The organism is Bacillus sp. N1(2025) (assembly GCF_053470005.1).
Genome location: NZ_JBLTJB010000001.1, coordinates 884,052 through 909,394, shown reverse-complemented (window position 1 = coordinate 909,394; position 25,343 = coordinate 884,052). Strand labels below are relative to the sequence as shown.

Here is a 25,343-nt window from a genome sequence, read left to right as displayed (position 1 = left end):
GCGACTGATAAAGGATTTAATGGCTGCGTAACGAAACCGAAGAAATCAGTAAGTGTATCTAAGCCGGCTCAAAAGTCAGTTGCAACACACCAATCCGAGACACATAAATCGAACTCAAGCAGTTCAGCATCAAGCAGCTCTTCTAACTCTGCACAAGCCTCCCCTTCTGCCGGAGGAATAGAACACTTTGCAAACTGCACAGAGCTGAGAAAGAAATATCCGCATGGCGTACCAAGCACTCACCCTGCTTATACATCTAAAATGGATCGGGATAATGACAACTTTGCATGTGAGAAGAATTAATTATTTTGAAGCCCTCTGAGGCTTCTTTTTTTATTCGAATACATTCATCTAAACAAAAAACCACAGAGCGTGTGAGGGACTCTGTGGCCTATAGTGGCTGATTAAACCCCTATGATACATCAATTAGGATTTTATCAAAACTTTTCTTTTAAAGATAACATCATCTCTGTCTCAAATAATGCCTGCAGCAGTTCATCTATATTAATTTCGTTCTGCTTGTAATTATTCTTTTCATAAGTACGAATAATTTCTTCATATTCTGATCGATTATCTCCTTTAATGGAGATAATTCCAAGCTCTTCACCGTATCGGTTAATGAATAGTTGTTTATTCATTTCTTTCGCTTTATCATTTTCATAATTACAAAATGCACCTGACAACTGGACGAGAAAAGTTTCGTCTTCAGAATTTAGGTTATTTTCGTTACACCAGTCTACAAAACGATTTCCAGTCATGTTATCACCTTTAATTTTAGTATTTAAAGAACAAGATAATCTGCAGCAAGGATGATATATTCTACTGCCATGCCAATTGTTTCAGCAACTCCTGCGCCAACTGCACCTTTAATAGCTGGTGGAATTTGTTTTCTTGCCATAGCAGCAACCTCTTTAGGAGCCCCGGTTATATCTTCGAGAACCTTACAAATTTTGTTTGTGTTTTTAATAATCTTGTTTACCGTGGACTTTCCAAACATTGTACCTAAAATGTCTTTTGCCCAAGCATTATTCGCTAGTCCTCTAATAACCTTAATCGCTTCTTTAGCTGCGGCGCTTTTAGCTCCCATAGTACTCATTTGATCTTGTGAGTTACCATTTTCGAGACCTTTTAATTCTTCAGCAGCATCTAAAATGCCTTTTTCTTTTACTGACGGGACTGAGTATTCTTTAGCTAGTTTTTGAAGCTCGGTAGGATTATAAGTAAATTGCACGTCCTGTTTAGAAACACTCGCTTTTTGCACTTCTGAGGCCGAAGCTCCAACAGTAGGGATGGCTATAACGGCTGCAAGCAACATCAAAAGAATTTTAGCAAATAGACTTTTCAATTTGAACTCTCCTTTATCCCTAATTTTATTGTTCAACACATTGACCACAATACCATAAAATACTAATATTTTTTCCTGTTTTTATTATATTCGTTTAAAAAAGGTAAGGCAGTCCTACATTTGAAACTGTTCAGAAATCACTACGGTGATCAAATATTCATTCACAATTTAAGATATTTTTACTACACAAAAAAGACTGTTCTCAAAAACAGTCTTAGATGTTTTTAGAATTAACGTATCCGTTAATTTCTTTAATTCTTATTCTGATTTTTAAACGCCAAGTGCTCAATTCTTTGATCCTTAAAAACTTGACGGATATAGGGAGGCGAATAATTATATTTCCGGCCAATTTCTTTAGGCTCATTTTTTTGTTGAAATCAGATCGTATAGCAGATCAAAGTCTTTTGCTCTCCTCCTCTTTGACAATTCAGAGTAAGAAAGCTTGTCCACTTTTTTTGCCTTAAATAGATTCAGAATACCCCAGTCTGGGATATTAAGTTCCTTTGATATTTCCCCCACCGTTTTAAGTTCTTTGTTTATGGATAAAACCATTATTTTATTTAGTGTTCAAGTTATAGTTGCTCATAAGCGCTGCCATATGAGGATTACATGAACAAAATAAAAACCCTGTTAATTACAGACGGCGTTTAATTAAAAAATGAATACGATTAGAATAAATATTCAAACAATACAATCCTTACAATATATTACGTTATTTTCGTATTCAATGTCAGACAGAATATTGTATGAATACTTCTGTTTTTACAGTAAATACAATAAAGAGGAGGTGCTGTTTTTTTGGAGTTAAAAAACATCGTTCATTCTTACAACATTACAAATATTTTGGGTTATCTCAGACGCTCTCGTCAGGATATGGAGCGGGAAAAAAGAACAGGCGAAGATACGCTAACAGAACAAAATGAACTCATGAATAAAATACTGAAGTCGATTGAAATCCCCTATGAATTAAAAATGGAAATCGGGTCAGGAGAAAGCATTGAGGGCCGCCCTGTTTTTAAAGAATGTCTTAAAGACCTCGAGGAAGGCAAGTACCAGGCAATTGCTGTTAAAGAAATAACAAGACTCAGCCGCGGGAGCTACAGCGATGCGGGACAAATTGTTAACCTTCTTCAAAGCAAGCGATTGATTATCATTACACCATATAAAGTTTATGACCCTCGAAATCCTGCAGACATGCGTCAAATTCGTTTTGAATTGTTTATGGCCAGAGAAGAATTTGAAATGACCAGAGAGCGTATGACAGGCGCTAAATACACATATGCGGCACAAGGTAAATGGATTTCCGGACTAGCGCCTTATGGATACCGGTTAAACAAAAAAACATCCAAACTAGTCCCAGTCGAAGAAAAAGCAAAAGTCGTTCAATTCATCTTTAACATCTTTTTAAATGGGTTGAATGGAAAAGATTATAGTTATACAGCGATCGCTTCTCACTTAACAAAATTACAAATACCTACTCCATCAGGAAAAAAGCGCTGGAATCAATACACAATTAAAGCAATTCTGCAAAACGAAGCGTATATCGGAACTGTTAAATATAAGGTTAGGGAAAAAACAAAAGACGGTAAACGAACAATTAGACCTGAAAAGGAACAAATTGTAGTATCGGATGCACATACCCCTATAATAGATCAAGAACAATTTCAACAATCACAAGAGAAAATTGCAAACAAAGTCCCTCTGCTGCCTAATAAAAATGCATTGGAATTAAGTGAATTGGCAGGCGTATGCACTTGTTCTAAGTGCGGTGAACCATTATCTAAATACGAAACTAGGAGAACGCGAGAAAACAAAAACGGCACGGAAAGTGTATATCACGTTAAATCACTCACTTGCAAAAAGAATAAATGCACTTATGTGAGATATAACGATGTTGAAAATGCCATTTTGGATTACCTCTCTTCTTTAAGCAACTTAGATAATAAGACTTTAACAAAACATATCATTTCAATGATTTCTAAATACGAAGACGTAAATAGTAATGTGAAAACAAAAAAGCAAATGTCTGAACATCTTTCACAAAAAGAACAAGAGTTAAAAAACAAAGAGAATTTTATCTTTGAGAAATATGAGAGCGGCATATACACTGATGAACTTTTTTTGAAAAGAAAAGCTGTTTTAGATGAAGAATTTAAAGAACTCCAGATTGCCAAGCATGAGCTCAATGGAACCCAAGAAGTGCAATCAGAAATAGACAGTAATACAGTCAGAAACAACATAAATAAGATAATTGATCAATATCACATTGAAACAAGCACAGAGAAAAAGAACGCGCTATTAAGAATGGTCTTCAAAGATGTTATCGTTACTATGACACAAAAAAGAAAAGGGCCAAATCCGGCTCAGTTTGAAATCACCCCTATCCTGAGGTTTAATTTTTCGTCTTCGACCTCACCGTCACTGATAGTCCCTCAAAATGCAGTAAATATCTTAAAAAACCGATAAAGCCGTTTCCCCGGTAAACACAATGGGAGCTACGAAGCTGTTGTCCGAAAAGCTGTTTCATCAGGCGAATCATCATGTTCAAAACCGCGGTACGGTATTTTGTTCGGTCCGCTTCGGCAATGTGCTCGGTTCACGCGGTTCCGTTATTCCTATTTTATTTGAGCAGTTGATGGCAGGCGGTCCGCTCACCATTACGGATAAAAACATGACGAGGTTTTTTATGTCGATTGATGACGCCGCAACGCTCACCCTGCAATCTGCGGCGATCACAAAGGGCGGAGAAACGTTTATTTTTAAAATGGAGTCCCTGAGGCTTGAAGAACTGCTTCACGGGTTTGAAGAATATGCGTTCCGGCACGGACTGCCGCGCCCCGCCGCTGTTGAAGTGGGAAAACGCCCCGGTGAGAAGCTTCATGAAGAACTGACCTCTCCTCATGAGACGGAATCTTTATATGAATGGGGCAATCTTTACGCGATATTGCCGGATCCCGCCAAACATCCGGAATTTCAGAAGGTCAATCTCCCCAGATATCAATCCGATCAGGCGCCGCTCATCACAAAAGACACAATCGTAAAGATTATTGAACAATTACATGAAGAAAAAAAAACATAGAAAAAAGGCCTGTCTGATAGGCAGGCCTCATTGCTGAGCTTTATTTTTCAAATAAATGCAGACAGGCTTCATAGCCCTCTTCCTTCAGCTTGTCTTTCGGAATAAACCGGAGTGCCGCAGAGTTAATGCAATAACGGAGACCGCTTGGCCCCGGACCGTCATTAAATACGTGGCCTAAGTGGGAATCAGCTGTTTTGCTTCTCACTTCCGTCCGGATCATCCCGTGGCTTGTGTCCAGTTTTTCGTCAACCTCTTCTTCCTCAATCGGTTTTGTAAAACTGGGCCAGCCGCAATGAGAATCGAATTTATCCAGAGAAGTAAACAAGGGCTTTCCCGATACGATATCAACATACAGCCCCTCTTCTTTGTGATCCCAGAATTCATTTTGAAACGGCGGCTCCGTTCCGTTATTTTGTGTGACTTCATATTGCATGCGGTTTAATGATTTGATTTTTTCTTCTTTATTAAAAGCCATCTTATCTGTCCCTCCAATGCTCATCCAGAAAGCCTTGACGTCCGGAACCTACACGGTAGCGCCCGTAGTGATCAGGATTTTTCTTATAAAAGTGCTGATGATAGCCTTCCGCTTCATAAAAAGGCTCAGCCTTCAAAATGTCTGTCACGATCGGCTTTTTAAATATGCCGCTTTCTTCAAGCTGTTTTTTTGAGGCTTCAGCGATTTGTTTTTGTTCATCATTATGGTAATATATCGCCGCCCGATATGAACTTCCGCGGTCTGCAAACTGGCCGCCTGCATCAGTCGGGTCGATCTGCTGCCAAAACAGCTCGACAAGCTTTTCATACGGATAAATGTCAGGTTGAAATGTGATTTGAACGGCTTCTCTGTGTCCGGTCGTTTCACTGCACACTTCTTCGTAAGTCGGATTCTCAGTATGACCTCCTGTATAGCCGGACACCACCTTTTCAATCCCGGGCTGTTCGTCAAACGGCTTCACCATGCACCAAAAACAGCCGCCTGCAAATGTGGCGATTTCTTTTTTTTCTGACATACGGGTGCCCTCCTTTGTTCATACGTGGTATTATTATATTATAGCATGTATAAACAGAATAAAAATAATTCTGCTTTCAGGGGAAGCTGAACGAATGCCACGCTGACTACATATTGGAGGTTCATGATTTGAAAGTAAGGACACAAATGATGTATGATATGGAAGCTTTGCTTCGAAAAGTGTTTAAACAAATCAGAAATGAAGTTAATGAAATTCTAGATAAAGAGCTGTCCAGGAACGAATTCACCATTTTGCGGATTCTCAGTGAACAAGGGCCTAAAAAAGTAACGGAATTCGCCCCCATTCTTGAGGTCTCCGCAAGCCATATTACCGCAGTGACCGACGCTTTAGTAGAAAAGGAATGGATCACCCGCATCCGTTCTAAAGAGGACAGGCGAATTATCAGAATCCATATTACGGAAGCCGGGGAGAAAATTGTCGATCATTTCAACCAGAAAAAAACAGAATACTTTTTTAAACGGTTTGACTGCTACTCTGATGAAGAGCTTGCAACGTTAATCAAACTGTTCAGCAAGCTGGACAAAAAACGCTGACACGAAAAAACACAAATCCCTGAAAGGATCTGTGTTTTTTTTATGAAAACTTATTGTTTCGGATGATAATAGGAAAATTCAATTTCATCCGTGTCGAGATTGATTTTATCCGCTTTTACATACATGCCGTTGTCTAAAGGCATTTCCGACAGACGGATCTCGATGCTTTTATCCCCGGAATGAACGTGCACAAATGACGGGAGTTCATAAAAGCTGTCCATATAATTCAGCACAAAGCTGATCGGCAGGCTTAATTCGCCTAATGAAAACTTCGTCACTTTCAACATCACATCTCCGTTCTCCTGTACGGACGGTTCAAATGTGACGACCGCGTTAATGGAGGTTGAGAATGCTTTGATTTTACCTGCCACGTGCACATCGTTATTGATGTCCACTTTGTAGTCAAGCTGATTCGATGCCTTCTCTTTTAAGTACGCATTCACAAACCTGGCAAGAGATTCTTTCGAGCTCGTGATATGAAAGCCGTACTCACTTTTTGTCTGATCTTGTATTTTCGCCTGCTCTCCCGGCATAACCAATAATGTCACAATTACCGCGGCGGCAATCACATTGAGTGCGAGAAGAACAAAAAACAGCGATTTCCACTTTTTCATCATTTCACCCTATTCTGCTGGTAACCCTTGTTTTTCAATGATGCCGTACAATCGATCGGCGATAAGTGCATACCCTTTTGCGTTCGGATGAAAATCATCATCCTTTGAAATCCGTCTGCTGCCGCTTTTTTGACTGAACAAGTCTTCAACATTCACCGCGGCGGCGTGAGGATCTTTTTCCAGCTCTTTTGCGGCGATCTTGTTCCAATCCGTTACAACCCCATTAATTTCTTTTAATTCAGGCAGCGTAAACGTGAATGGATTATACATGCTGACATACACCAGCTCTGCGTTTTCATTATATTTGCGGATTTTTGAAACGATCGCCTTGAATCGTTTTTCAAAAGGTTTCTCTTCCTTTTGGAACGGCTGAACCGTCAGCTGCATCATATTCTGGCGGAGCACCTTCATTAATTCATTACCGCCGATGGTAAAAAAGATATAGTCGGCGCTCTTTAATGATTTCTGAACTTTTTTATTATCAAGCTTTTCCAGCAGGTCAGACGTTTTGTCACCCTGCACCGCATAATTTTTAATATCAACCGTTTTCACATGTCCCTTTTTCTTAAGAGACTCCGCTGCCCTGCCGACGTATCCTGAACCGTCAGGATCTCCTACTCCTTCAGTCAATGAATCACCGACCGCAGCTATGACAATATGATCTTTCGTTTTCGGTTCTTCAGTGTCAGAACCGGTGCGCTGGACAGAACATGCTGATAAAAGCAAAGCCAGTCCGGCGATCAATGAGAACATTCGCAGCTTCAATCTGGTTGCTCCTTCCCCGTCTACTAGTGGAAAGTGTAACATGTTTTTTCAGATTTGAAAATGTCTAATCTGCCAGTTTACTTGAGCTCCTCAGCCGCTCTGACATCTGAGAGGATGTCATCATACGGAACCTTCTGCACGCCGTCATAATCTTTAAGCACCTTGCCATCAGGTCCGACTAAATAAAAAGAGGTTTGATGTATGACCTGGTCCTCTCCCTCAGGCTTTTTGACGATTGCTTTAAAGCTGTTCAGCGCAAAATCTTCAATGTCCTTTTGGCTGTAACCGGTTAGAAAATCCCAGTTGCGAAGTGAGAGCGGGTATTTGGCAGCAAATGCTTTCAGCTGTTTCGGCGTATCCTTTTCAGGATCTACACTGAACGACACAATCCGCACGTCCAGATTCTCAGCCTTCAGTTTTTTTTGCAGTTCGGTCATGTGGGCCGTCATCGGCGGACAGACCGTATTACAATTTGTAAACATAAAGTCGGCAATCCAGACATGCCCCTTCAGGCTTTTCAGTGACACTGTTTTTCCATCTTGGTTTTGATATGAAAACGGTTCAATCTGATAGTTCAGCGGGTCTTTTATCGTTTTCCCCCCGCAGGCGCACAAGAGCAGCAAACAAAAGACGGCAGCGAAGATTTTCATTTTTTTCATTTCCATTCCCCCCCATGGATAAAACGCTTACAGCATTCATCATAAAAAAATTCCCGCACCCTCCCTTATCAAAAGGAAGGCGCTAAGGAATATGCACCGTTATGCGTTATGTTTTAAAATCTCTTGGTTGAAAACGGCCTCGTAATCTTTCCACTTCATACGGCGCTTGACATATTGTCGGAATGAATACACTGTTCTCACACTTTGTGAAGCAAAAACCTCTCTCAAATAAAGCTCAAGGTGCTGATGAATTTGAAAAAAATAATGTTCACCTTCCGTGACAACCGGTATTTCTGTCACTTTTACCTGAATCCCGTCCTGTCGTTTGAACTCTAGGCTTTTGAGTAACAAGATATCAATCCTTCTTTTTCGATTGTTTTCTTTTTATTATATACAATCTGAGAAAGCGTGTCTGTCATTTTGCGCGGCCGTTCTAAAAAAAGTCAGATTAACAGGTGGAACAGATCCTGATCTTTATTCACCTCTACGTAATGAAATCCTTTTTGATTCATCCGGGCAATGAGCGCGCCGTAATCTTCCCGATGCTTGAGCTCAATGCCGACCAATGCGGGGCCGCTGCTTTTGTTATTTTTTTTCGTGTATTCAAACCGGGTGATGTCATCATCAGGCCCAAGCACTTCATCTAGGTATTCGCGAAGCGCTCCCGCCCTTTGCGGGAAATTAACGATAAAATAATGCTGCAGCCCCTCATAAATCATGGAGCGTTCCTTCATCTCCTGCATTCTGCCGATGTCGTTATTCCCTCCGCTGACCACGCAGATGACGTTTTTCCCTTTAATCTCTTCCTTGTACAGATCAAGGGCTGACACGGACAATGCCCCCGCCGGCTCCGCTACGATGGCGCATTGATTATATAATTCGAGAATCGTGCTGCACACTTTTCCTTCCGGGACAAGCACAACGTCATCGACGACGGTTTCGAGCGTTTGAAAGGTTTCGGCGCCGATTTTTTTTACGGCCGCCCCATCGACAAATTTATCAATTTTCTCAAGTTCAACCACTTGTCCGGCTTTTTTCGATTCAAAATAGGAGGCTGCGCCCTTCGGCTCTACCGCTATGATTTTTGTATCCGGCGATATGTTTTTCATGTACGTGCCGAGCCCGGACAGGAGTCCTCCTCCCCCTACGCTTGCAAAAAGAAAATGCGGTTCAACGTCAATGTCATTTAAAATTTCGATGGCAGCCGTTCCCTGTCCGGCCATGACATCGGGATCGTCAAACGGATGAATAAACGTGCGGTTTTCTTTTTCACAGCATTCCGCAGAACTCTTATACGCATCATCGAAAGTGTCACCCGTCAATATGATTTCTACAAATTCTTTTCCGAACAGTTCCACTTGGGATACTTTCTGTCTCGGTGTGGTTGACGGCATAAAAATCTTGCCGTGAATGCCGAGGTGTTTGCATGAAAACGCAACCCCCTGCGCATGGTTTCCCGCACTTGCGCATACAATTCCGTTTTCAGTCTGCTCTTTTGAGAGCTGCCTCATTTTATTATAAGCCCCTCTGAGCTTAAATGATCTGACCACCTGCAGGTCTTCCCTTTTCAAATAGATGTTGCAGCCATACCTCTCAGAAAGTCTGTCATTCCTCTGCAAAGGCGTATGTATCACAACGTCCTTTACATTTTGGTGCGCTTTTAAAATGTCTTTTACCTGGATGAGAGAGTCTTCTTTAAGCAACGGTTTCATTTACAGAGTCCTTTCTTATTTAAATCCCTATTTAATATGCCATTATAACATGAATATTCAAATAATAAGACAATTATTTTAATTTTGTAAATAAAATTAAATGAACCGATACAAGAGAAAAAGATATTTTCGATCGCACAAACGTGTTATACTTAAACCAATTAGAACCAAAAGGAGCCAATTCATGAGTGTAATTGAACAAACTGATCCTTTTTATCAGCTAGCCGGCGAACATCACACCTTTTCAGAAGCGAAACGATTGGCCTCGCAATTTGCTTTATCTGATTTGCCAGTCTTCATAACGGGTGAAGTCGGAACCGGAAAAAAACAAATGGCCAGAGCGATCCACCATAAATCCCGCAGAAACAGCGAACTATTTATTACCGTTCACTGTAGCCAAAGCGAAGAGCGGCTCGAATATGAACTGTTCGGCGCTGAAGGCGCATTAAACAGGGCCCGCCGCGGAACATTATTCTTATATGAAATCGGAGACATGCCGCTCTCGGTACAGGCCCGCCTTCTTTCCGAGCTGGATGCCGGGCTTTCCGCCCGCATCATTGCAAGCAGCACGGCGGATCTTGGTGATACCGGCGCAGAAAATACGTTCAGCCAAGATTTATTTTACAGGCTTCACGTGTTATGCCTTCCGCTCCCTGCTTTATCTGAACGAAAAAGCGATATACCGCTTCTTCTGCAGCATATGCTGACAGCCTCGGGGCAGCATGTTCATATCGATCCGTCCGTTTATCCGCTGTTTGAGCGGCACACCTTTAACGGCAACATCAGAGAACTTCAAAATGCGGCGTACTATATGGCCGCGGCAGCATCCGGCAACACGATTTATCCCGATGATGTCCCGCTGTATATCAAAAACAGCCAGAAAGCGAAAACAGCTAAGAAAAAAGAAAAACGGCTGACATTGATGGAGAAAGAAGAGTTTTTGTTTATTTTGGAATCAATTAAAGACTTAAATACAAAAGGCGAACCCGCCAGCAGACGGAGCATATCCGAATTAAGCGAAAACAGCACAATGACATTATCGCCCCAGCAGGTCAGAAACAGGCTTGATTACTTAGAAAAGATGAACTATGTGACAAAAGGCCGAGGACGCGCTGGAACAAAAATTACATTAGAAGGGTTGAGCTTTTTGCAGTCACTGCAAAAACAAATCCTTTAAAAAGGAGGACATTTGATTGTTCACAATAAAAGAAGAAATCGCAAATGCCGTCACACACGGAATCGGTGTATTGCTGTCGATTCCGGCGCTTATTTTTCTCATTATCTTCGCGGTGAAATACGGCTCGCCGACAGACATCGTCAGCTTTTCAATCTTCGGCGCTTCAATGCTGCTGCTGTATCTCAGCTCGACTCTTTTGCACAGCATTCAGCATAAAAAAACGAAAGACATTCTTGAGATTGTGGATCATTCCGCGATATACGTATTAATAGCCGGAACATATACGCCATTTTTATTAGGACCCCTTAAAGGGGCGCTCGGTCTGACCCTTTTAATTATTGTTTGGTCGCTTGCCATCGGAGGCATCGTGTTTAAAATCTTTTTCGTGAAGCGGTTTATCATTTTTTCAACGCTTGTCTATTTAATGATGGGCTGGCTGATCATCGTCGCCATTAAACCGCTGTACGCTTCGCTGTCAGGTCCCGGTTTCGGCCTTCTTCTTTTCGGCGGCTTATTGTATTCCGCCGGCACAATATTTTATATTTGGAGAAAGGTTCCGTATCATCACGCCATTTGGCACAGTTTTGTTTTAGGCGGCAGCGCCTCGATGTTTTTCTGTATTTTATTTTATTGCGTCAAAGTCCCCTTTATCTGAAATAAAAAGCACAGCCTCTCTATAGAGACTGTGCTTTTTTTATGCACGGAGCCGTTTCTGACCGGCCGGATAATAAGCGGGCTTTATATGTAATTCAATGTCAGCCGGTTTCAGCCGTTTCAGTAATCTGCCCCGCAGCAAGCGGTCTGTTCCCGAAGTGCTGACAGGCACAATCGGGAGGTCGAAACGAAGGGCCAGTTCCTCCGGATTGATTTTGCCGTCTTCGGACAGAATCAGACTTTGCCCTTTTTGCAGACGGACTTCCGCCTCATGAAGCACTGCATCCCGGCTGTCTCCGCCACAAATGACACCCATCAGACGCAGCCAATTTCCGAGAAACGGCATCCGGAAAGCTTTCTCGCCAGCGATAAAACCAGCCGGCTCTTCAAGATGTCCCGCAAGCAGCAGAAGATCAGCCGGGCGCAATCTGGGATGCACATACAATACGGGGCCGTCCGGTATCGGCTGATCATGATGAATGCCGATTGCCGATCCCGACACGTCAATGCAGCCTCTCATAAAGGCTTTCGGCCGCTCATACACCAGCCTCATCTGTTTTTGAAAAGAAAGCCGCGGGTCAAGCTCTTTTTGATTGATATATTCCTGAATATTTTTCATGAACATAAATACAACGTACATCACAAGGCAGCCGTAACGAATCAATTCTTGTCCCCCTGCTTAAACTCAATTCTTTTTCTCGTATACAAGGTACTCATAATCGTAAGGGTTTTTTTCATCTTTTACTCCCTGTTTGCGGGATGTCAATTCCCATTCAGCTTCATTAAATTCCGGAAAAAAACGGTCTCCTTCAAAGACATGGTGAATTTTTGTCATGTAGAGTCTGTCCGCATAAGGAAAGAGCGCACTGTACAGCTGGGCGCCGCCGATCACAAAGCATTCTTCATCTGCCGGGATCAGCTTGAGCACTTCCTCAGCCGAGTCGGCGGTAATACAGCCCGGGAATAAAGATTCGTCCCGTGAGGTTACAACGATGTTACGCCGGTTCGGAAGCGGGCGTCCGATTGATTCAAACGTTTTCCGCCCCATTACAATGGTGTGGCCCGTCGTCACTTTTTTGAAATATGCGAGATCATCGGGAAGGTGCCAAGGCAGATCGTTATCTTTTCCGATCAGCCGGTTTTCATCCATCGCAAAAATAAACGAAATCATACGCTGACAGCTCCTTTTATGTGCGGATGCGGGTCATAATCCTCAATGATAAAGTCTTCAAACGTAAAATCAAAAATAGAATCAACATTTCGCGCAAACCGCAGTTTCGGCAGCGGACGGACATCCCTTGTCAGCTGCAAATTCACCTGCTCCACATGGTTTTGGTAAATGTGGACGTCTCCGAATGTATGAACAAACTCACCCGGTTCAAGCCCCGTCACATGCGCGATCATCATTGTTAAAAGCGCATAAGACGCAATATTAAACGGCACGCCGAGAAAGACATCCGCTGAGCGCTGATAAAGCTGACACGACAGTTTTCCGTCCGCGACATAAAACTGAAACAGGCAGTGGCAAGGCGGAAGCGCCATATGATCAATTTCGCCGACATTCCAGGCGCTGACGATTAAACGTCTGGAATTCGGGTTTGTCTTGATGTCATGAATCAGCCGGGAGATTTGATCGATGGTCTCGCCGTCCGCTCCGCGCCATGAACGCCATTGAGAACCGTAAACCGGTCCGAGCTCTCCGTTTTCATCCGCCCATTCGTTCCAGATGCGGACTCCGTTATCCTGAAGGTAGCGGACATTCGTATCTCCTTTTAAAAACCAAAGCAGCTCATGCGCGATGGATTTAAAATGGAGCTTTTTCGTCGTAAGCATCGGGAAACCTTCCTGAAGGTTAAACCGCATTTGGTAGCCGAACGTGCTGATCGTACCCGTTCCCGTACGGTCTCCTTTTTTTTCTCCGTTTTCTAACACATGACGGCACAAATCTTTATATTGTTTCATTTTTTTCATCCTTTTAAAGTAGTCTTTTAGTAGTGTAACACAATAAAAAATCATTTCTGCAAAATTTCTCAGAAATGATTTTTTTATTTCTTCTCGCTATTACACGCTCATCCAGTCAGGCGGCGTATTGCGGTCCCAGTAAATGCTGCCGAGCTCATGATGTGATTGAAATCCGTCTTCAGCGGTATGGTAATGAAAATTAAACCAGTAGCCGTCTTGCGGAGGATGGTCCCGGCGGACGTGAAACCTTAAAAGGTCTTCACCCGTCAGCCTGTTATACACATGAAAAATTTTTTCGGTTTTTCCGGCCGACGGTTTACTGGAAATAACCACATCCTGATACGCTTCATCATCTTGAAACTTGGCTAAATGTCCTGTGATCACATCTTCGATTTTCGGCAGAATTTCACTTCTGTAATCATCTTCAATGACCGGAGAGATTTTGCTGCCGAATTTTAAAAATGATTGATTTTCAGCATCACCGAGAAGCTGCTGCTGATACGATTGAAACAGTAATTCAGGCTCTCGCCCTGCCTTCTCTTCTCCCGGCAGGGCATGTTCATCATAAAAAGCGGTGTAATCATTCTGCTCAAGACTGCTCGACTGTCCTGAAGGCTTGTCTGTCATCAAAGCAGCCGGAGGAGACACGAGACCGAACGTTACAATGGTAAACAGAACCACAAGGGTCTTTTTCATCCACAATTTCATGACAGATTGTTCCCCTCTGTTTTATTGTCCTCTTTTCCTTTATTTTAGCATAGATGAAAGCGCGGCGTCATGTCCGGCAGCGTATTATCATGCAATATGGGAAATTGGTAACTGTGACCGAGCGGATAAACCGCTTACAATAAGAAGGAGAAAAAGGAGGGGATGAGATGATTAACGCTTTATTTGCGACTGTATCACTTCTCACGCTGCTTTATTTTGTCGTTATGGAAATCACTGATTAACGAAAAAGAAGCCCATGATATCATGAGCTTACATGGATGACACCGAAGTGGAAAAGCGCCGTCTTTCTTTTCAGCACCTTGAAGCCGTATCGTTCAAACCGCGGGCTTTTCCAATGGTCTTTAAGCACTACGCATTTTTTCGCCGCCCGGACGGCTTGCGTGATGCACTCTTCGTTAAAACCCTCTTCTGCCAGCGCGCGGAGCGGTGCAATGCCGTCTGACGTTTCAACAGGTTCGTGAAACATCGGGTCAAAATAAATGACATCTACCGATGAATCAGGAAGCTCCCGCAAATAATCGGCGCAGTCGGCATGTTTGACCTGAATGCGTTTCATGGCGGTTTGGAGCTGCTCCATTCCGGTTTCCCACGTTTGAAGTCCTGTTTCTACAAGCAATGAGACAAGCTTGTTTTTCTCCAGGCCGATAACTTGTCCGCTTTTTCCGACTGCCAGGCTTGCCAAAATCGCATCAGATGCCAGGCCGAGCGTACAATCTAAAAAGGAATCCCCCTCGCGTAATCCGGCTGCTTTTAACAACGGCTCGGCTTCCCCTCTCAAAAACCGCTTTGCACGGAACATCGCTGTATTCGGGTGAAAAAAGAACTTCTCCCCTTGCTTCGTGTAAAGTTCGAACCGTTCCTTTCCGATGACTAAAAGATCACCAGCCGCTCGTTCCAGCATTTTTTCAATGGGCTGTTTATTGCGGCTGCAGTAAGTGTCACCCAGCCTGACACTGAGTGACTGCGCTGTGTGTATCGTATATTCGCTTGGTCTGTAACTCGTTGTGATCATTTTTTTCTCCAAAAAGAAAATGCCCGGAAATCGGGCATTTCAGCAGTGCGCATCGAAGGCATCCGTCAGATTTTTCATAATTTCCTCCATGTCATGCCCTTCAATTTCGTGGCGGGGAATAAAATGAACGACCTCTTTCCCTTTTAACAGCGCCATTGATGGCGATGAAGGTTCCTGCCCCGTAAAATATTCACGCATTTTTGCAGTTGCGTCTTTATCTTGACCGGCAAATACGGTAACCGTATGATCAGGCGCTTTTTCATGCTGTAAAACAGCCTGAGTCGCAGCCGGACGGGCAAGACCGGCTGCACAGCCGCACACGGAGTTGACAACGACCAATGTCGTGCCCTCTGCCTGTTCCATAAAACTTTCTACTTCTTCAGCAGTCGTTAATTCCTGAAAACCCGCACCCGTCAGCTCACGGCGCATCGGCACGACCAGCTGGCGCATATATTCTTCATAAGCCATTGACATAAAAAAGCCCCCTCTAAAATCCTTATATGAAGTCAAGGATACTATAGAGGGGGCCGGAATTCAATTGTTCAGGCCTCTGTTTTATATTTTCATGATTCCGCCTGTATTGGCGCTTGTTACGAGTTTGGAATACCGGGCCAGATATCCTGTTTTTACTTTCGGCTCGAAGCCTTTCCATTCGGCCTTGCGTTTTTCCCATTCTTCTTCAGGCACTTGTACGTCCAAAATCCGTTTTTCTATGTCAACGATGACATGGTCGCCGTTCTCTACGAATGCGAGCGGGCCGCCTTCAGCCGCTTCAGGCGATACGTGCCCGATTGAAAGGCCCCGGGATGCTCCTGAAAAACGGCCGTCTGTAATAAGCGCCACTTTCGGGCCAAGCCCCATTCCGACAATCTGAGACGTCGGAGCAAGCATCTCCGGCATGCCCGGGCCGCCCTTTGGCCCTTCATAACGGATAATGACAACATCTCCTTCTTTTACTTTGCGGTTTATAATGCCTTCAAGCGCGGCATCTTGGGAATCAAAGACGACAGCGGGACCTTCATGTCTTGTAATCCCATCCTGTACGCCGCCTGTTTTGATAATGGCGCCGTCCGGAGCCAGATTCCCAAACAGGACGGCCAAACCGCCTTTTTCGGTAAACGGATTGTCAAGCGGATGAATCACGTCATAATCCTTTACTTCATGACCCGCAATTGTTTCTCCGAGTGTGCGGCCTGTTACAGTCAGCGCGTCAAGATGAAGCGCCCCTTCTTTTTTCGCCAATTCATTAAGGGCCGCCGAGACTCCGCCCGCTTCGTGCAGATCTTCAATGAAGACGTCCGAGGCCGGCGCCAATTTCGATAAGTGAGGCACTCGTTCAGCCACTTCGTTAATGCGTTCTAAAGAGTACTCAACCCCAGCTTCATTGGCAAGCGCAAGCGTATGAAGCACCGTGTTGGTTGAGCCGCCGAGAGCCATGTCTAACGCAAACGCGTTGTCAATCGCTTTTTCGGTGACGATATCGCGCGGCTTAATGTCTTTTTTGATGGTCTCCATCAATTGGGCCGCTGATTTTCTCACAAACTCTCTTCTCTCCGGTGAAGTTGCTAGAATTGTTCCGTTGCCCGGAAGCGCCAGACCGAGCGCTTCAGACAGACAGTTCATGGAGTTTGCCGTAAACATGCCCGAACAAGATCCGCATGTCGGGCAGCCGAACTGTTCCAGCTCCTGCAGGTCGCTTTCACCGATTTTCCCGGCTTGATATGCGCCGACGCCTTCAAATACTGAAGAAAGCGAAATTTTGCGGCCGTCGCTTGTACGGCCGGCTGCCATCGGCCCCCCGCTGACAAAAATGGTCGGAATATTAATCCGCATAGCCGCCATCAGCATTCCCGGCGTAATTTTGTCGCAGTTCGGAATGCAGACCATTCCGTCAAACCAGTGCGCCGAGACGACCGTTTCAACTGAATCGGCAATGATTTCGCGGCTCGGCAGCGAATATCTCATGCCGATATGCCCCATCGCGATTCCGTCATCTACTCCGATCGTGTTAAATTCAAAAGGCACACCGCCCGCTTCCCTGATTGCTTCTTTTACGATTTTTCCAAATTCCTGCAGGTGAACATGCCCGGGAACGATATCGATGTATGAATTACAGACCGCGATAAACGGCTTGCCGAAGTCTTCTTCTTTTACGCCGGCAGCGCGAAGAAGGCTGCGGTGCGGCGCTCTGTCAATTCCCTGTGTGATCATGTTGCTGCGTAATTCTGCCATGGTGATCCCCCTACTGTTTTTAGACTGTGCATTATTTTTAAAATTTTCAGTTTATTCTAGGGCGCGTTCTGCAAATTTTACAGTATCTTTGCCCTGTCTCGCTTTTCTATTCTTTCTGTATTTCGATAAAAACCCTCCAACAATTAATATTGTACTTACTATATAGAGTTTTGAATCATTTTTCAACAATATTCTAAATAATTTTTATAAAAAGTGAATTCAAATAAAAAAGGTGCATGGCGCACCTTTTTGTTATAACTGTTCTTTTTTTCTGCTTTCAGTCATCTGTTTCCAGACTGAACCTTTCGCCTCTTCTCCGTGCTCAATCCGTTCAATCGCCATTTTGACTTGCAGGCTGACTTCGAATTCCGGATCGTCTTCCGCCGCTTTTAATGCTTCCAGCGCGCTTTCATCGCCGACTTCATATAAAAACATGGCCGCGCGCCAGCGCACAAGCTTGCTTGAGTCACTGAGCGATTTCATCATGGCCGGGATGGCGCTCGCATCGCCGAGATCCGACAGACAGTCACCCGCCGTCCTTCTGACCGTCACCGTTTTGTCTTCAAGCGCTTTGTATAACAGCGGAAGCACAGACGGCTTTTCGATCATTCCCAAATAAACGACGGCTTGTCTTCTGATCGAAGTCTTCGGATCATGCAGCGCCTTTTCCAATACTGGTAAATCGTCTTCATCCGGATCCATTTGCTCCAGATGGGCATAGCGCTGTTTCCAGTCTTCATCATCGAGCATCTCCAATGTCACTTTATAAGCTTTCCGCTGCACTGCCGGTTTGGCCTCACCCTTTTGCTGTGCGGCTGCTTCTGTCAGACGTTTGAGCCGTTCATCACTGTAGGCGGCCTGAAGCTCTTCTGTGACATCATGTCCGATTTCGGTAAAATCTCCGAAGCGCACACCTTGTTCTTTCCAAGCCCGCTCAAATACGACATTTGAAGCTTCGGAACGCAGCTTTAAAATGGCTTCTTGGAAACGTTCCGGAAGGCCGAAGCGTTCTTCACGTTCGCCGTCCGTCAATTTGACCTGCATCGGGATTCCGCTGAACATTTGTACGAAAACCTTCACTTCACCGAACGATTCCTGTTCAGAACGGCTCTCAGACTGCTCCGTATGTTCCATTCCGAAAGCGGAACGGACCTGAGGCAGAATTTCCTTCCAGTCAAAACGGGCGTTTCTCTCCACAGCCAGGAAATCGGCAACGTGATAAACGCCCTTTACTCCTTCAATGTTTAAAATATCACGTACGACAGCCGGAGCATCATCTGCCTGATCGGGCTTGTAATTGTTGCTTTTCCCTGCCGGAAGCTCTTCAGTCAAAATCACTTTCATCGTGTTCGGACTCGGCGTCGGTTCTATTGATTTAATCTTCATATTGGTCCTCCTATGCGCAATCTGACACTTATTCTAACATAGTCGGCACAAGCGTTCTATTGCGCCGCTTAGCTTTTGCAAATGCCGGCCTCTTTTTGGATACGGGCGGCGAACTGTAAAAGAAATTGATGCCGCTCCTCTGCTAAACCGGCCCCCGTTTTTGTATTCATTAAGCCTTTAAGCTTGATTAATTTATCCTCTATATGGGCCAGCACACTTGTTTGAGTTCCGTACATCGGATGACCCTTCGCCCCGGCAAACATAAAAGCCCTGCCGATGCCCGCTGCGCCGATCGCATCAAGCATGTCTGCATCCTGAACAACTTTCCCCTCCAATGAAAGCGGCCGCTTTTTCAGCAGTTCCCTGTGTCTGAATGACATTCTCGTGATAATATCCGTAATCTCCTGAATGGGGCCATCCGCGATGTTGAAAGCAGCCAGCCGTTCTGTCACTTCGCCTGCCGTCAGCCTTTCGCTTTTTTCGAGCTTGGCGTCAATCAGATCATGAACCAGCGCAGCCGTCTCAGTGATAAATAAGTCGGCGCCTTCTTCTTTTGCCATATAAACAGAAAGTGTTGCGACCCGGGAAATATGAAGCCAGTCATGGCCCGTTCGTTCATTGATAAGCTTTTCTCTGACCCAATTCCTGACGCTTTCCAGCTGCTCTTTTTCGTTCACCGTATCACCTCTTATCGGGCCAAAAGCTTCTGCACCGTATCTTCAAGCTCTTTTGGGTTGACGTTCGGTGAAAAACGCCCGGTGACTTCACCGTTTCGGTCCACGATAAACTTAGTGAAATTCCATTTGACCGCTTTTGTGCCGAGCATCCCCTTCGCCTGTTCCGTCAGATATGTGAAGAGAGGATGAGCGTCTGCTCCATTGACATCAACTTTCGCAAACATCGGGAATGTGACCCCGTAGTTTTTCACACAGAACTCTTGAATTTCCGCTTCGTTTCCAGGTTCTTGGTTCATGAATTGGTTGCAGGGAAATCCTAATATTTCAAGACCTTCCTCCCGATATGTATCATAGAGCTCCTGAAGCTGCTTGAGCTGGGATGTGAACCCGCATTTGCTTGCTGTATTCACAATGATCATCACCTTGCCTCTGTAAGCCGATAGTGTCATGTCTTCGCCTGTTATGGTCCGTACGTTTATATCGTAAATTGTCATCTGCGGCCCTCCTTTTTACATTCTTCATTTATTTTACCTGTTTTACACTGCAAAACAAACGGTAACCGCTTTTTCCTTCCACTTAACGGAAAACGTTTTTTTCGAGGAACCAAACGGCTCTTTACCCGTCATAATAAAGAGCCGCTCCGAATTTATGCCCATTTGCCGCTTTTATCCCTGTCATTATGCGTTAAATACGGTTTATTACGCCGGGATGGATTGAAAAATGGCTTAAAAATTTCTATAATGAAGAAAATTAACGGGGAATAACGGAGGTGGCATGTTGCCTATTAATATACCAAATCACCTGCCCGCTAAGCAGGTGCTTGAAAGTGAACACATCTTTGTAATGGATGAAAGCCGGGCTTTTCATCAGGATATCCGGCCGCAGAAGATCGTGATTTTAAATCTGATGCCGAAAAAAATCCAAACGGAAACCCAGCTCCTCAGGATGCTTGGGAATTCACCTTTACAAGTTCACTTTACGTTCTTAATTCCGAGCACACATACTCCAAAAAATACGGCAAGGCAGCATCTGGATGAATTTTATACGGATTTTTCCAGCATCCGCCACAAACGGTTTGACGGAATGATTATTACCGGGGCTCCGATTGAGCACCTGCCGTTTGAAGATGTTTCTTACTGGGAAGAATTGAAGGAAATCATGGAATGGAGCAAAACGAACGTCACTTCAACACTCCATATCTGCTGGGGCGCTCAAGCCGGTTTATACTATCATTACGGCATTGAGAAAGTGGAGCTGCCGAAAAAAATCTTCGGTGTGTTTGAGCATACCGTTCTTAAAAAACATGAGAGATTGGTAAGAGGATTTGACGAGCTATACTATGTGCCCCACTCACGGCATACAGATATTAATACGGAGCAGCTGCAATCGGCTTCGGATCTGGATGTGCTCAGCGTTTCAGAGGAAGCGGGGGTCTGTTTAATCGTTTCAAAAGACGAAAAACAGATTTTCTTAACGGGTCATCCGGAATATGATACCGATACGCTACTTCAGGAGTATGAGAGAGACATAGAGAGAAATCTTTCAAACGTAGAAGCTCCTAAGCACTATTTTGCGCCCGGCGGGAAAGAACCTGTTAACCGCTGGAAAGCTCATGCAACGTTATTGTTTATGAATTGGCTGAATTATTACGTATATCAGGAAACCCCGTATGAATGGGATTAATTTTTGTTTTGAGTGATACGGTGACAAAAATATGATAAAATACTCTTGATTCAGTATGCGTATAACAAAACTTTAAAATAATGGAACATATCAATTAAATTTAGTTTAAATATGTTGCCGCGCTTATTATAAAATGATGCACTTGTGTTATGTTTATCTATAGACAATAACTCCTTACGATGCATGAAGCTTGCTTGTTGTTGATTACATTGAGGTGAATTTACTTGAATACCAATAAAAAAGTATTAATTTTGACTGCAAATTACGGAAACGGGCATGTTCAAGTGGCCAAAACGCTCTACGAACAGTGTCTGCGTCTCGGCTTAGATGTGACGGTTTCCAATTTGTATCAAGAGTCAAATCCGATTGTTTCAGAGGTTACTCAATACCTTTATTTAAAAAGCTTCTCAATCGGGAAACAGTTTTATCGTTTGTTTTATTACGGAGTTGACAAAATCTATAATAAACGCAAATTCAATATTTATTTTAAAATGGGAAATAAACGTTTAGGCCAGCTCGTCGAAGAGCATAAGCCGGACATTATTATCAATACATTTCCGATGATTGTCGTACCGGAATACAGACGGAGAACCGGAAAAGTGATCCCGACGTTCAACGTTATGACCGATTTCTGCCTTCACAAAATCTGGGTTCATGAAAATGTTGATAAATATTATGTCGCCACAGATTACGTGAAGGAAAAACTGATTGAAATCGGCACTCACCCGAACAACGTAAAGATCACGGGCATTCCCATCAGGCCTCAATTCGAGGAATCGATGCCGAAAGAGCCGATTTATAAAAAATACAATCTCTCTCCCGACAAAAAAGTTCTTCTTATTATGGCGGGAGCGCATGGTGTGCTGAAAAACGTAAAAGAACTGTGCGAAAATCTCGTTCATGACGATCAGGTGCAGGTTGTGGTGGTATGCGGCAAAAACAGCTCGCTGAAAGAATCCCTCAGCAGCTTGGAAGGTGACAATGCCGACCGGCTGAAAGTTCTGGGCTATGTAGAAAGAATTGACGAGCTGTTCCGTATTACAGACTGCATGATCACGAAACCGGGCGGCATCACACTGACGGAAGCAACGGCGATCGGAGTACCCGTTATTTTGTACAAACCGGTTCCCGGACAGGAAAAAGAAAACGCCATTTTCTTTGAAGATCGCGGTGCGGCTGTCGTGGTCAACCGCCACGAAGAAATTTTAGAGTCGGTCACCTCCCTTCTTGCGGATGAGGAGAAGCTGAACCGGATGAAGGACAATATTAAAAGCCTTCACCTCCCCAACTCTTCTGAAGTCATTTTGCAGGACATTATAAAAGAATCTGAAATGATGGCCGGGAAGGCAGATATGGCATTATCGTAAAAGAAAAGCACACGAACGATTCGTGTGCTTTTTGTTTTTTTCCGGTTAAGCTTTGTGACTGGAAAAATAAAGATAAAAAATAGGGAGCGGCTGCTTGACGTCCGCTCCCATATGGTGTATAGTTGAACCATCATTTAACAACGTTTACATACGTACGGTTGGATGATGACAAAATTTTTTTTAGCACGAAGGTGCTACAGTACTAGGAGGAATTAAGCAATATGCAAAACGGTAAAGTAAAATGGTTCAATAACGAAAAAGGATTCGGCTTCATCGAAGTTGAAGGCGGAGACGACGTATTTGTTCACTTCACTGCTATCGAAGGAGAAGGATACAAATCATTAGAAGAAGGACAAGAAGTTTCTTTTGAAATTGTCGAAGGTAATCGTGGACCTCAAGCTTCTAATGTTGTAAAACTCTAAACTCAATACATGTTGATCAGATGACAAATAGAGGAGAGGCGTATGCCTCTCCTATTTGATTGCCGTCTGAATCTCAATTGCGACAAGATTCTGCTTGCAGCGCTGCTCGATTTCTTCAATTTGTTTCTCCATTGACGGCATTCCTTTTTTCGCCATTTTTGCTAAACTTCCCAAATCACCGTATATTTCTTTAAATGTCTGCTGAAGGATTGTTTTTAAATCATTATCATTCACGGCTGGTTTTTCCCTTCTCTCCCAAGATACCCTGAATAATAGTAAATAAGCCCTAATTAATCAGGTTCAATAGTTATATCGGCTTATTTTCTATATTTTTTTCTATTTTCCGTACATATTTCTAAAAAAAAATCTCCAAACTATTTGCGGAGGTGTTTTTTAATGGACTCTGAATTTTTTCCAAACGGACTGACGGATAAACGCCAGCTTGAATTAGCGGTGGAAACGGCCCAGAAAACAACGGGAGCGGCTACCCGGGGCCAAAATTCAACTTTGGTGGAATCTGCTTACCAGGCGATTCAGGATGCCAGAACAATGTCACAATCCAGTGAACTGCAAGCTCTCGACCAGGATTTTCTGCAAAAGCAGCGAATGCTTCTCGACGATTGCCAGCATCAGCTCGATGAATTCGAAAAATAAAACCGCAGAAGCTGCGGTTTTATTTTTTATTGATTTGTCAGCACCTTGCCGTAGGCTTTCAGCTTCTCCCCCACCGTGCATTGCTTGATGCAGAAAGAATGAGCGTGCGTTTTTCCAAACTCTTTGCGGAAATGCTTTTTTACGAAACAGTCTTTGCAATATTCATCCTGAAGCTCTGTCAATTCTTTATAAATGCTTTTTTTATCCAATATCAGTCATCTCCGTTACCTTCTAATGTTATACGGCTTTCAATCTGCCGGTCCGAGAGAATTTTTCTGGCAAGGTCATCCGCTTCTTGATTTTCCTTTCGGTTTACGGCTTCATATGTCGGTGTCAGCTTTAAGGATTCGAGCAGCGCTTCAATTTTATCCAGCCATTCGTTTTGCGTTTCATCATAACACGGCCAGCTGCCGTCAAGCTGATGTAAAACGACGAGGGAATCCCCTCTTATCGTGATTGAATTTCTGCTTGCGCCAAGTTCCTGCACTTCCTTAAGCGCTTCGTACAAAGCGGCATATTCCGCCTCATTGTTCGTCTGAAACGTTAAGCTTTTGTTTTTTCGTATGCGGTGCCGCTTGCCGCCGAGAGAATAATACACGACAATTCCGAGTCCGGCGCGTCCGCTTGTTTTGTCAAAGCCGCCGTCGAAATACACTGTAATGTCGTCAGGTTCGTGCGCAAGCTCTTCAGTAAGCTTTTCTAATTCTTTAAGCGTCCAGCTCGCGCCTTTTTCATCCTCAAAATAAATGTCTTTTATATAAGGAAAGCGGCTGACTTCTCTTGCAAGCATGCGCGCTTTCGGAACGGTCAGCCAATCTTCGGAAAAAAACGCGACAGGGCCTGTTCCTTTTGCTTCTATTTCGATATACGGCTTAAGATTCATTGAAATCACCTTACCATTCATTAGTTGACGGGCGTGTGCTATAATCAAACCATTCTCAAATTGAAAGGAAGTCAGCAGGTTTTGTTTAACGATGTGTTATGGATCTTATTTGCGGTCATTCATTTTATCATTGTTCTTCTGTTTTATAAAGGATTTGGCAAAACGGGCCTATTCGTATGGATCGGTTTCGCCACGGTGTGCGCCAACTTGCAGGTTGTCAAAACAGTCGAGCTGTTCGGGCTTACGGCGACACTGGGAAATATCATGTACGGCACCGTTTTCTTCGCAACGGATGTGCTGAATGAAAAATACGGTCCCAGGGAAGCGCGCAAAGCCGTCTGGCTCGGGTTTTCCACTCTGCTCGCTTTGACATGCGCCATGCAGGGGGCTCTTTTATATAAACCGGCTGCATCAGATATCGCACAGCCTGCCCTTGAGACGATTTTCGGTTTTCTGCCGCGTGTTGCGCTCGGAAGCCTCTTGGCTTTTATTTTCAGCCAAACGATAGATGTTTATGTATATTCAGCCATTCGGAGAATCTTTCCTTCAGACAGGCTTCTCTGGCTCAGAAACAGCGGAAGCACGGCGCTCAGCCAGCTGCTGGATACATTTATCTTCACTGCCGTGGCCTTTATCGGCGTTTATTCCGCGGGAGTATGGTTCAGCATCTTCATTTCAACTTACCTGATTAAATTTGCGGTATCACTCATTTCTGTCCCTTATGCGTATGCGGCAAAACGAATGACACCGAATGGAGAGTGACGGAT

General features: G+C 43.9%; 31 protein-coding genes and 3 pseudogenes. 12 read left to right on the top strand and 22 right to left on the bottom strand.

Features of this window, described 5'->3' with window-relative positions; genetic code table 11:
* Positions 1-303: excalibur calcium-binding domain-containing protein (locus tag ACNFN4_RS04860; protein ID WP_448200021.1), on the top strand; the 303-nt coding region annotated here is incomplete at its 5' end.
* A gap of 134 nt (positions 304-437) precedes the next feature.
* On the opposite strand, the gene ACNFN4_RS04855 is transcribed toward ACNFN4_RS04860, so the two are convergent.
* Entirely contained in the window at positions 438-758 is a 321-nt protein-coding gene (locus ACNFN4_RS04855; protein ID WP_029974911.1) for a hypothetical protein, read from the bottom strand.
* A gap of 23 nt (positions 759-781) precedes the next feature.
* Positions 782-1,345: a hypothetical protein gene (locus tag ACNFN4_RS04850; RefSeq protein WP_021493968.1), complete on the bottom strand. Its 564-nt coding sequence runs from the start codon at positions 1,343-1,345 to the stop codon at positions 782-784.
* Between the two features lie 798 nt (positions 1,346-2,143).
* Here ACNFN4_RS04850 and ACNFN4_RS04845 point away from each other — a divergent pair.
* Positions 2,144-3,828, top strand: a pseudogene (locus tag ACNFN4_RS04845) (recombinase family protein).
* Positions 3,804-4,424 (top strand): annotated as a pseudogene (locus ACNFN4_RS04840) (polysaccharide biosynthesis protein); the annotation flags it as partial. The pseudogenes ACNFN4_RS04845 and ACNFN4_RS04840, both read left to right, overlap by 25 nt.
* Before the next feature lie 40 nt (positions 4,425-4,464).
* Here the strand turns inward: ACNFN4_RS04840 and msrB are convergent.
* Together msrB and msrA are read right to left on the bottom strand one after the other, a co-directional pair.
* Positions 4,465-4,899 (bottom strand): peptide-methionine (R)-S-oxide reductase MsrB, encoded by a 435-nt coding sequence (msrB, locus tag ACNFN4_RS04835; protein WP_007409536.1) that lies wholly within the window; start codon positions 4,897-4,899, stop codon positions 4,465-4,467.
* A gap of 1 nt (position 4,900) precedes the next feature.
* Entirely contained in the window at positions 4,901-5,434 is a 534-nt protein-coding gene (msrA, locus tag ACNFN4_RS04830) for a peptide-methionine (S)-S-oxide reductase MsrA (RefSeq protein ID WP_003153641.1), read from the bottom strand.
* 128 nt (positions 5,435-5,562) lie between these two features.
* Between msrA and ACNFN4_RS04825 the strand changes: the two genes are divergently transcribed.
* On the top strand, positions 5,563-5,988 hold the full coding sequence (locus ACNFN4_RS04825) for a MarR family transcriptional regulator (RefSeq protein ID WP_003153639.1): 426 nt from the start codon (positions 5,563-5,565) through the stop codon (positions 5,986-5,988).
* 50 nt (positions 5,989-6,038) lie between these two features.
* Here the strand turns inward: ACNFN4_RS04825 and ACNFN4_RS04820 are convergent, their stop codons facing one another.
* The 5 genes from ACNFN4_RS04820 to ilvA form a co-directional block, all read right to left on the bottom strand.
* A complete protein-coding gene (locus tag ACNFN4_RS04820; protein ID WP_007409535.1) occupies positions 6,039-6,602 on the bottom strand; it encodes a YpmS family protein in 564 nt (187 codons plus the stop codon).
* Between the two features lie 9 nt (positions 6,603-6,611).
* Positions 6,612-7,367 carry an SGNH/GDSL hydrolase family protein gene (locus tag ACNFN4_RS04815; protein WP_182071770.1) on the bottom strand — a complete coding sequence of 252 codons (756 nt, stop codon included), beginning with the start codon at positions 7,365-7,367 and terminating at the stop codon, positions 6,612-6,614.
* Between the two features lie 77 nt (positions 7,368-7,444).
* Positions 7,445-8,026: an SCO family protein gene (locus tag ACNFN4_RS04810; RefSeq protein WP_032870010.1), complete on the bottom strand. Its 582-nt coding sequence runs from the start codon at positions 8,024-8,026 to the stop codon at positions 7,445-7,447.
* Positions 8,027-8,125: 99 nt separating this feature from the next.
* Positions 8,126-8,377, bottom strand: a complete 252-nt coding sequence (locus tag ACNFN4_RS04805) for a DUF2535 family protein (protein ID WP_007409532.1) — start codon at positions 8,375-8,377, stop codon at positions 8,126-8,128.
* Between the two features lie 92 nt (positions 8,378-8,469).
* Entirely contained in the window at positions 8,470-9,738 is a 1,269-nt protein-coding gene (ilvA, locus tag ACNFN4_RS04800) for a threonine ammonia-lyase IlvA (protein ID WP_014418155.1), read from the bottom strand.
* A 184-nt stretch (positions 9,739-9,922) separates the two neighbouring features.
* On the opposite strand from ilvA, the gene ACNFN4_RS04795 reads away from it, so the two are divergent.
* Both ACNFN4_RS04795 and trhA read left to right on the top strand, forming a co-directional pair.
* Positions 9,923-10,915: a sigma-54-dependent transcriptional regulator gene (locus tag ACNFN4_RS04795; protein ID WP_020955961.1), complete on the top strand. Its 993-nt coding sequence runs from the start codon at positions 9,923-9,925 to the stop codon at positions 10,913-10,915.
* Positions 10,916-10,931: 16 nt separating this feature from the next.
* Entirely contained in the window at positions 10,932-11,570 is a 639-nt protein-coding gene (gene trhA, locus ACNFN4_RS04790) for a PAQR family membrane homeostasis protein TrhA (RefSeq protein ID WP_007409529.1), read from the top strand.
* 39 nt (positions 11,571-11,609) lie between these two features.
* Here the strand turns inward: trhA and ACNFN4_RS04785 are convergent, their stop codons facing one another.
* The 10 genes from ACNFN4_RS04785 to ACNFN4_RS04740 all read right to left on the bottom strand — a co-directional run bounded on the left by ACNFN4_RS04785 (position 11,610) and on the right by ACNFN4_RS04740 (position 20,061).
* A complete protein-coding gene (locus tag ACNFN4_RS04785; RefSeq protein WP_020955962.1) occupies positions 11,610-12,233 on the bottom strand; it encodes a lysophospholipid acyltransferase family protein in 624 nt (207 codons plus the stop codon).
* 21 nt (positions 12,234-12,254) lie between these two features.
* Positions 12,255-12,740, bottom strand: a complete 486-nt coding sequence (locus ACNFN4_RS04780) for a dihydrofolate reductase (RefSeq protein ID WP_007409527.1) — start codon at positions 12,738-12,740, stop codon at positions 12,255-12,257.
* A complete protein-coding gene (locus ACNFN4_RS04775; RefSeq protein ID WP_015417677.1) occupies positions 12,737-13,531 on the bottom strand; it encodes a thymidylate synthase in 795 nt (264 codons plus the stop codon). Before ACNFN4_RS04775 ends, ACNFN4_RS04780 begins: the two co-directional genes overlap by 4 nt.
* A gap of 99 nt (positions 13,532-13,630) precedes the next feature.
* The gene (locus ACNFN4_RS04770) at positions 13,631-14,239 is read right to left on the bottom strand and encodes a YpjP family protein (RefSeq protein ID WP_007409526.1); all 609 of its coding nucleotides are present in this window, start codon (positions 14,237-14,239) and stop codon (positions 13,631-13,633) included.
* Between the two features lie 262 nt (positions 14,240-14,501).
* A complete protein-coding gene (locus tag ACNFN4_RS04765) occupies positions 14,502-15,272 on the bottom strand; it encodes a class I SAM-dependent methyltransferase (RefSeq protein WP_017418003.1) in 771 nt (256 codons plus the stop codon).
* Between the two features lie 39 nt (positions 15,273-15,311).
* Entirely contained in the window at positions 15,312-15,746 is a 435-nt protein-coding gene (locus tag ACNFN4_RS04760; RefSeq protein ID WP_003153619.1) for a BrxA/BrxB family bacilliredoxin, read from the bottom strand.
* 81 nt (positions 15,747-15,827) lie between these two features.
* Positions 15,828-17,504 carry a dihydroxy-acid dehydratase gene (gene ilvD, locus ACNFN4_RS04755; protein WP_007409524.1) on the bottom strand — a complete coding sequence of 559 codons (1,677 nt, stop codon included), beginning with the start codon at positions 17,502-17,504 and terminating at the stop codon, positions 15,828-15,830.
* Positions 17,505-17,756: 252 nt separating this feature from the next.
* Positions 17,757-18,890, bottom strand: a complete 1,134-nt coding sequence (locus tag ACNFN4_RS04750; RefSeq protein WP_032873313.1) for a conserved virulence factor C family protein — start codon at positions 18,888-18,890, stop codon at positions 17,757-17,759.
* Between the two features lie 68 nt (positions 18,891-18,958).
* Positions 18,959-19,567, bottom strand: coding sequence for an HD domain-containing protein (locus ACNFN4_RS04745; RefSeq protein WP_014418162.1), 609 nt, complete (start codon positions 19,565-19,567; stop codon positions 18,959-18,961).
* 11 nt (positions 19,568-19,578) lie between these two features.
* On the bottom strand, positions 19,579-20,061 hold the full coding sequence (locus tag ACNFN4_RS04740) for a glutathione peroxidase (protein WP_014418163.1): 483 nt from the start codon (positions 20,059-20,061) through the stop codon (positions 19,579-19,581).
* Between the two features lie 283 nt (positions 20,062-20,344).
* On the opposite strand from ACNFN4_RS04740, the gene metA reads away from it, so the two are divergent.
* The 4 genes and pseudogenes from metA (at position 20,345) to cspD (ending at position 23,039) form a co-directional block, all read left to right on the top strand.
* Complete coding sequence (gene metA / locus ACNFN4_RS04735) at positions 20,345-21,250, top strand: homoserine O-acetyltransferase MetA (protein ID WP_003153608.1); 906 nt, start codon at positions 20,345-20,347, stop codon at positions 21,248-21,250.
* A gap of 224 nt (positions 21,251-21,474) precedes the next feature.
* Complete coding sequence (locus ACNFN4_RS04730) at positions 21,475-22,617, top strand: diglucosyl diacylglycerol synthase (protein WP_007409520.1); 1,143 nt, start codon at positions 21,475-21,477, stop codon at positions 22,615-22,617.
* A gap of 94 nt (positions 22,618-22,711) precedes the next feature.
* Positions 22,712-22,823, top strand: a pseudogene (locus ACNFN4_RS04725) (hypothetical protein); the annotation flags it as partial.
* A 15-nt stretch (positions 22,824-22,838) separates the two neighbouring features.
* Complete coding sequence (gene cspD / locus ACNFN4_RS04720) at positions 22,839-23,039, top strand: cold-shock protein CspD (protein WP_003153604.1); 201 nt, start codon at positions 22,839-22,841, stop codon at positions 23,037-23,039.
* 51 nt (positions 23,040-23,090) lie between these two features.
* Here cspD and ACNFN4_RS04715 read toward each other — a convergent pair whose 3' ends face one another.
* Positions 23,091-23,273, bottom strand: a complete 183-nt coding sequence (locus tag ACNFN4_RS04715; protein ID WP_020955965.1) for a hypothetical protein — start codon at positions 23,271-23,273, stop codon at positions 23,091-23,093.
* A gap of 162 nt (positions 23,274-23,435) precedes the next feature.
* Here ACNFN4_RS04715 and ACNFN4_RS04710 point away from each other — a divergent pair, with 162 nt between their 5' ends.
* Positions 23,436-23,693: a DUF2564 family protein gene (locus ACNFN4_RS04710; RefSeq protein ID WP_007409519.1), complete on the top strand. Its 258-nt coding sequence runs from the start codon at positions 23,436-23,438 to the stop codon at positions 23,691-23,693.
* A 26-nt stretch (positions 23,694-23,719) separates the two neighbouring features.
* On the opposite strand, the gene ACNFN4_RS04705 is transcribed toward ACNFN4_RS04710, so the two are convergent.
* Together ACNFN4_RS04705 and ACNFN4_RS04700 are read right to left on the bottom strand one after the other, a co-directional pair.
* Positions 23,720-23,902: a zinc-finger domain-containing protein gene (locus tag ACNFN4_RS04705; RefSeq protein ID WP_033574700.1), complete on the bottom strand. Its 183-nt coding sequence runs from the start codon at positions 23,900-23,902 to the stop codon at positions 23,720-23,722.
* 2 nt (positions 23,903-23,904) lie between these two features.
* Positions 23,905-24,576 carry a ribonuclease H family protein gene (locus ACNFN4_RS04700; protein WP_020955966.1) on the bottom strand — a complete coding sequence of 224 codons (672 nt, stop codon included), beginning with the start codon at positions 24,574-24,576 and terminating at the stop codon, positions 23,905-23,907.
* A gap of 81 nt (positions 24,577-24,657) precedes the next feature.
* Between ACNFN4_RS04700 and ACNFN4_RS04695 the strand changes: the two genes are divergently transcribed.
* Positions 24,658-25,338 carry a queuosine precursor transporter gene (locus tag ACNFN4_RS04695; RefSeq protein WP_012117815.1) on the top strand — a complete coding sequence of 227 codons (681 nt, stop codon included), beginning with the start codon at positions 24,658-24,660 and terminating at the stop codon, positions 25,336-25,338.
* The last annotated feature ends 5 nt before the right edge of the window (positions 25,339-25,343 follow it).

Excerpts from the sequence above, each read along its gene's own strand:
- ilvA (WP_014418155.1), bottom strand. The coding sequence starts at position 9,738 with ATGAAACCGTTGCTTAAAGAAGACTCTCTCATCCAGGTAAAAGACATT.
- ACNFN4_RS04710 (WP_007409519.1), top strand. The coding sequence starts at position 23,436 with ATGGACTCTGAATTTTTTCCAAACGGACTGACGGATAAACGCCAGCTT.
- ilvD (WP_007409524.1), bottom strand. The coding sequence starts at position 17,504 with ATGGCAGAATTACGCAGCAACATGATCACACAGGGAATTGACAGAGCG.
- ACNFN4_RS04765 (WP_017418003.1), bottom strand. The coding sequence starts at position 15,272 with ATGATCACAACGAGTTACAGACCAAGCGAATATACGATACACACAGCG.
- ACNFN4_RS04795 (WP_020955961.1), top strand. The coding sequence starts at position 9,923 with ATGAGTGTAATTGAACAAACTGATCCTTTTTATCAGCTAGCCGGCGAA.
- ACNFN4_RS04750 (WP_032873313.1), bottom strand. The coding sequence starts at position 18,890 with ATGAAGATTAAATCAATAGAACCGACGCCGAGTCCGAACACGATGAAA.
- msrB (WP_007409536.1), bottom strand. The coding sequence starts at position 4,899 with ATGGCTTTTAATAAAGAAGAAAAAATCAAATCATTAAACCGCATGCAA.
- ACNFN4_RS04775 (WP_015417677.1), bottom strand. The coding sequence starts at position 13,531 with ATGAAACAATATAAAGATTTGTGCCGTCATGTGTTAGAAAACGGAGAA.
- ACNFN4_RS04810 (WP_032870010.1), bottom strand. The coding sequence starts at position 8,026 with ATGAAAAAAATGAAAATCTTCGCTGCCGTCTTTTGTTTGCTGCTCTTG.
- ACNFN4_RS04700 (WP_020955966.1), bottom strand. The coding sequence starts at position 24,576 with ATGAATCTTAAGCCGTATATCGAAATAGAAGCAAAAGGAACAGGCCCT.
- cspD (WP_003153604.1), top strand. The coding sequence starts at position 22,839 with ATGCAAAACGGTAAAGTAAAATGGTTCAATAACGAAAAAGGATTCGGC.
- ACNFN4_RS04770 (WP_007409526.1), bottom strand. The coding sequence starts at position 14,239 with ATGAAATTGTGGATGAAAAAGACCCTTGTGGTTCTGTTTACCATTGTA.
- msrA (WP_003153641.1), bottom strand. The coding sequence starts at position 5,434 with ATGTCAGAAAAAAAAGAAATCGCCACATTTGCAGGCGGCTGTTTTTGG.
- ACNFN4_RS04780 (WP_007409527.1), bottom strand. The coding sequence starts at position 12,740 with ATGATTTCGTTTATTTTTGCGATGGATGAAAACCGGCTGATCGGAAAA.
- ACNFN4_RS04760 (WP_003153619.1), bottom strand. The coding sequence starts at position 15,746 with ATGTCAATGGCTTATGAAGAATATATGCGCCAGCTGGTCGTGCCGATG.
- ACNFN4_RS04820 (WP_007409535.1), bottom strand. The coding sequence starts at position 6,602 with ATGAAAAAGTGGAAATCGCTGTTTTTTGTTCTTCTCGCACTCAATGTG.
- ACNFN4_RS04855 (WP_029974911.1), bottom strand. The coding sequence starts at position 758 with ATGACTGGAAATCGTTTTGTAGACTGGTGTAACGAAAATAACCTAAAT.
- ACNFN4_RS04740 (WP_014418163.1), bottom strand. The coding sequence starts at position 20,061 with ATGACAATTTACGATATAAACGTACGGACCATAACAGGCGAAGACATG.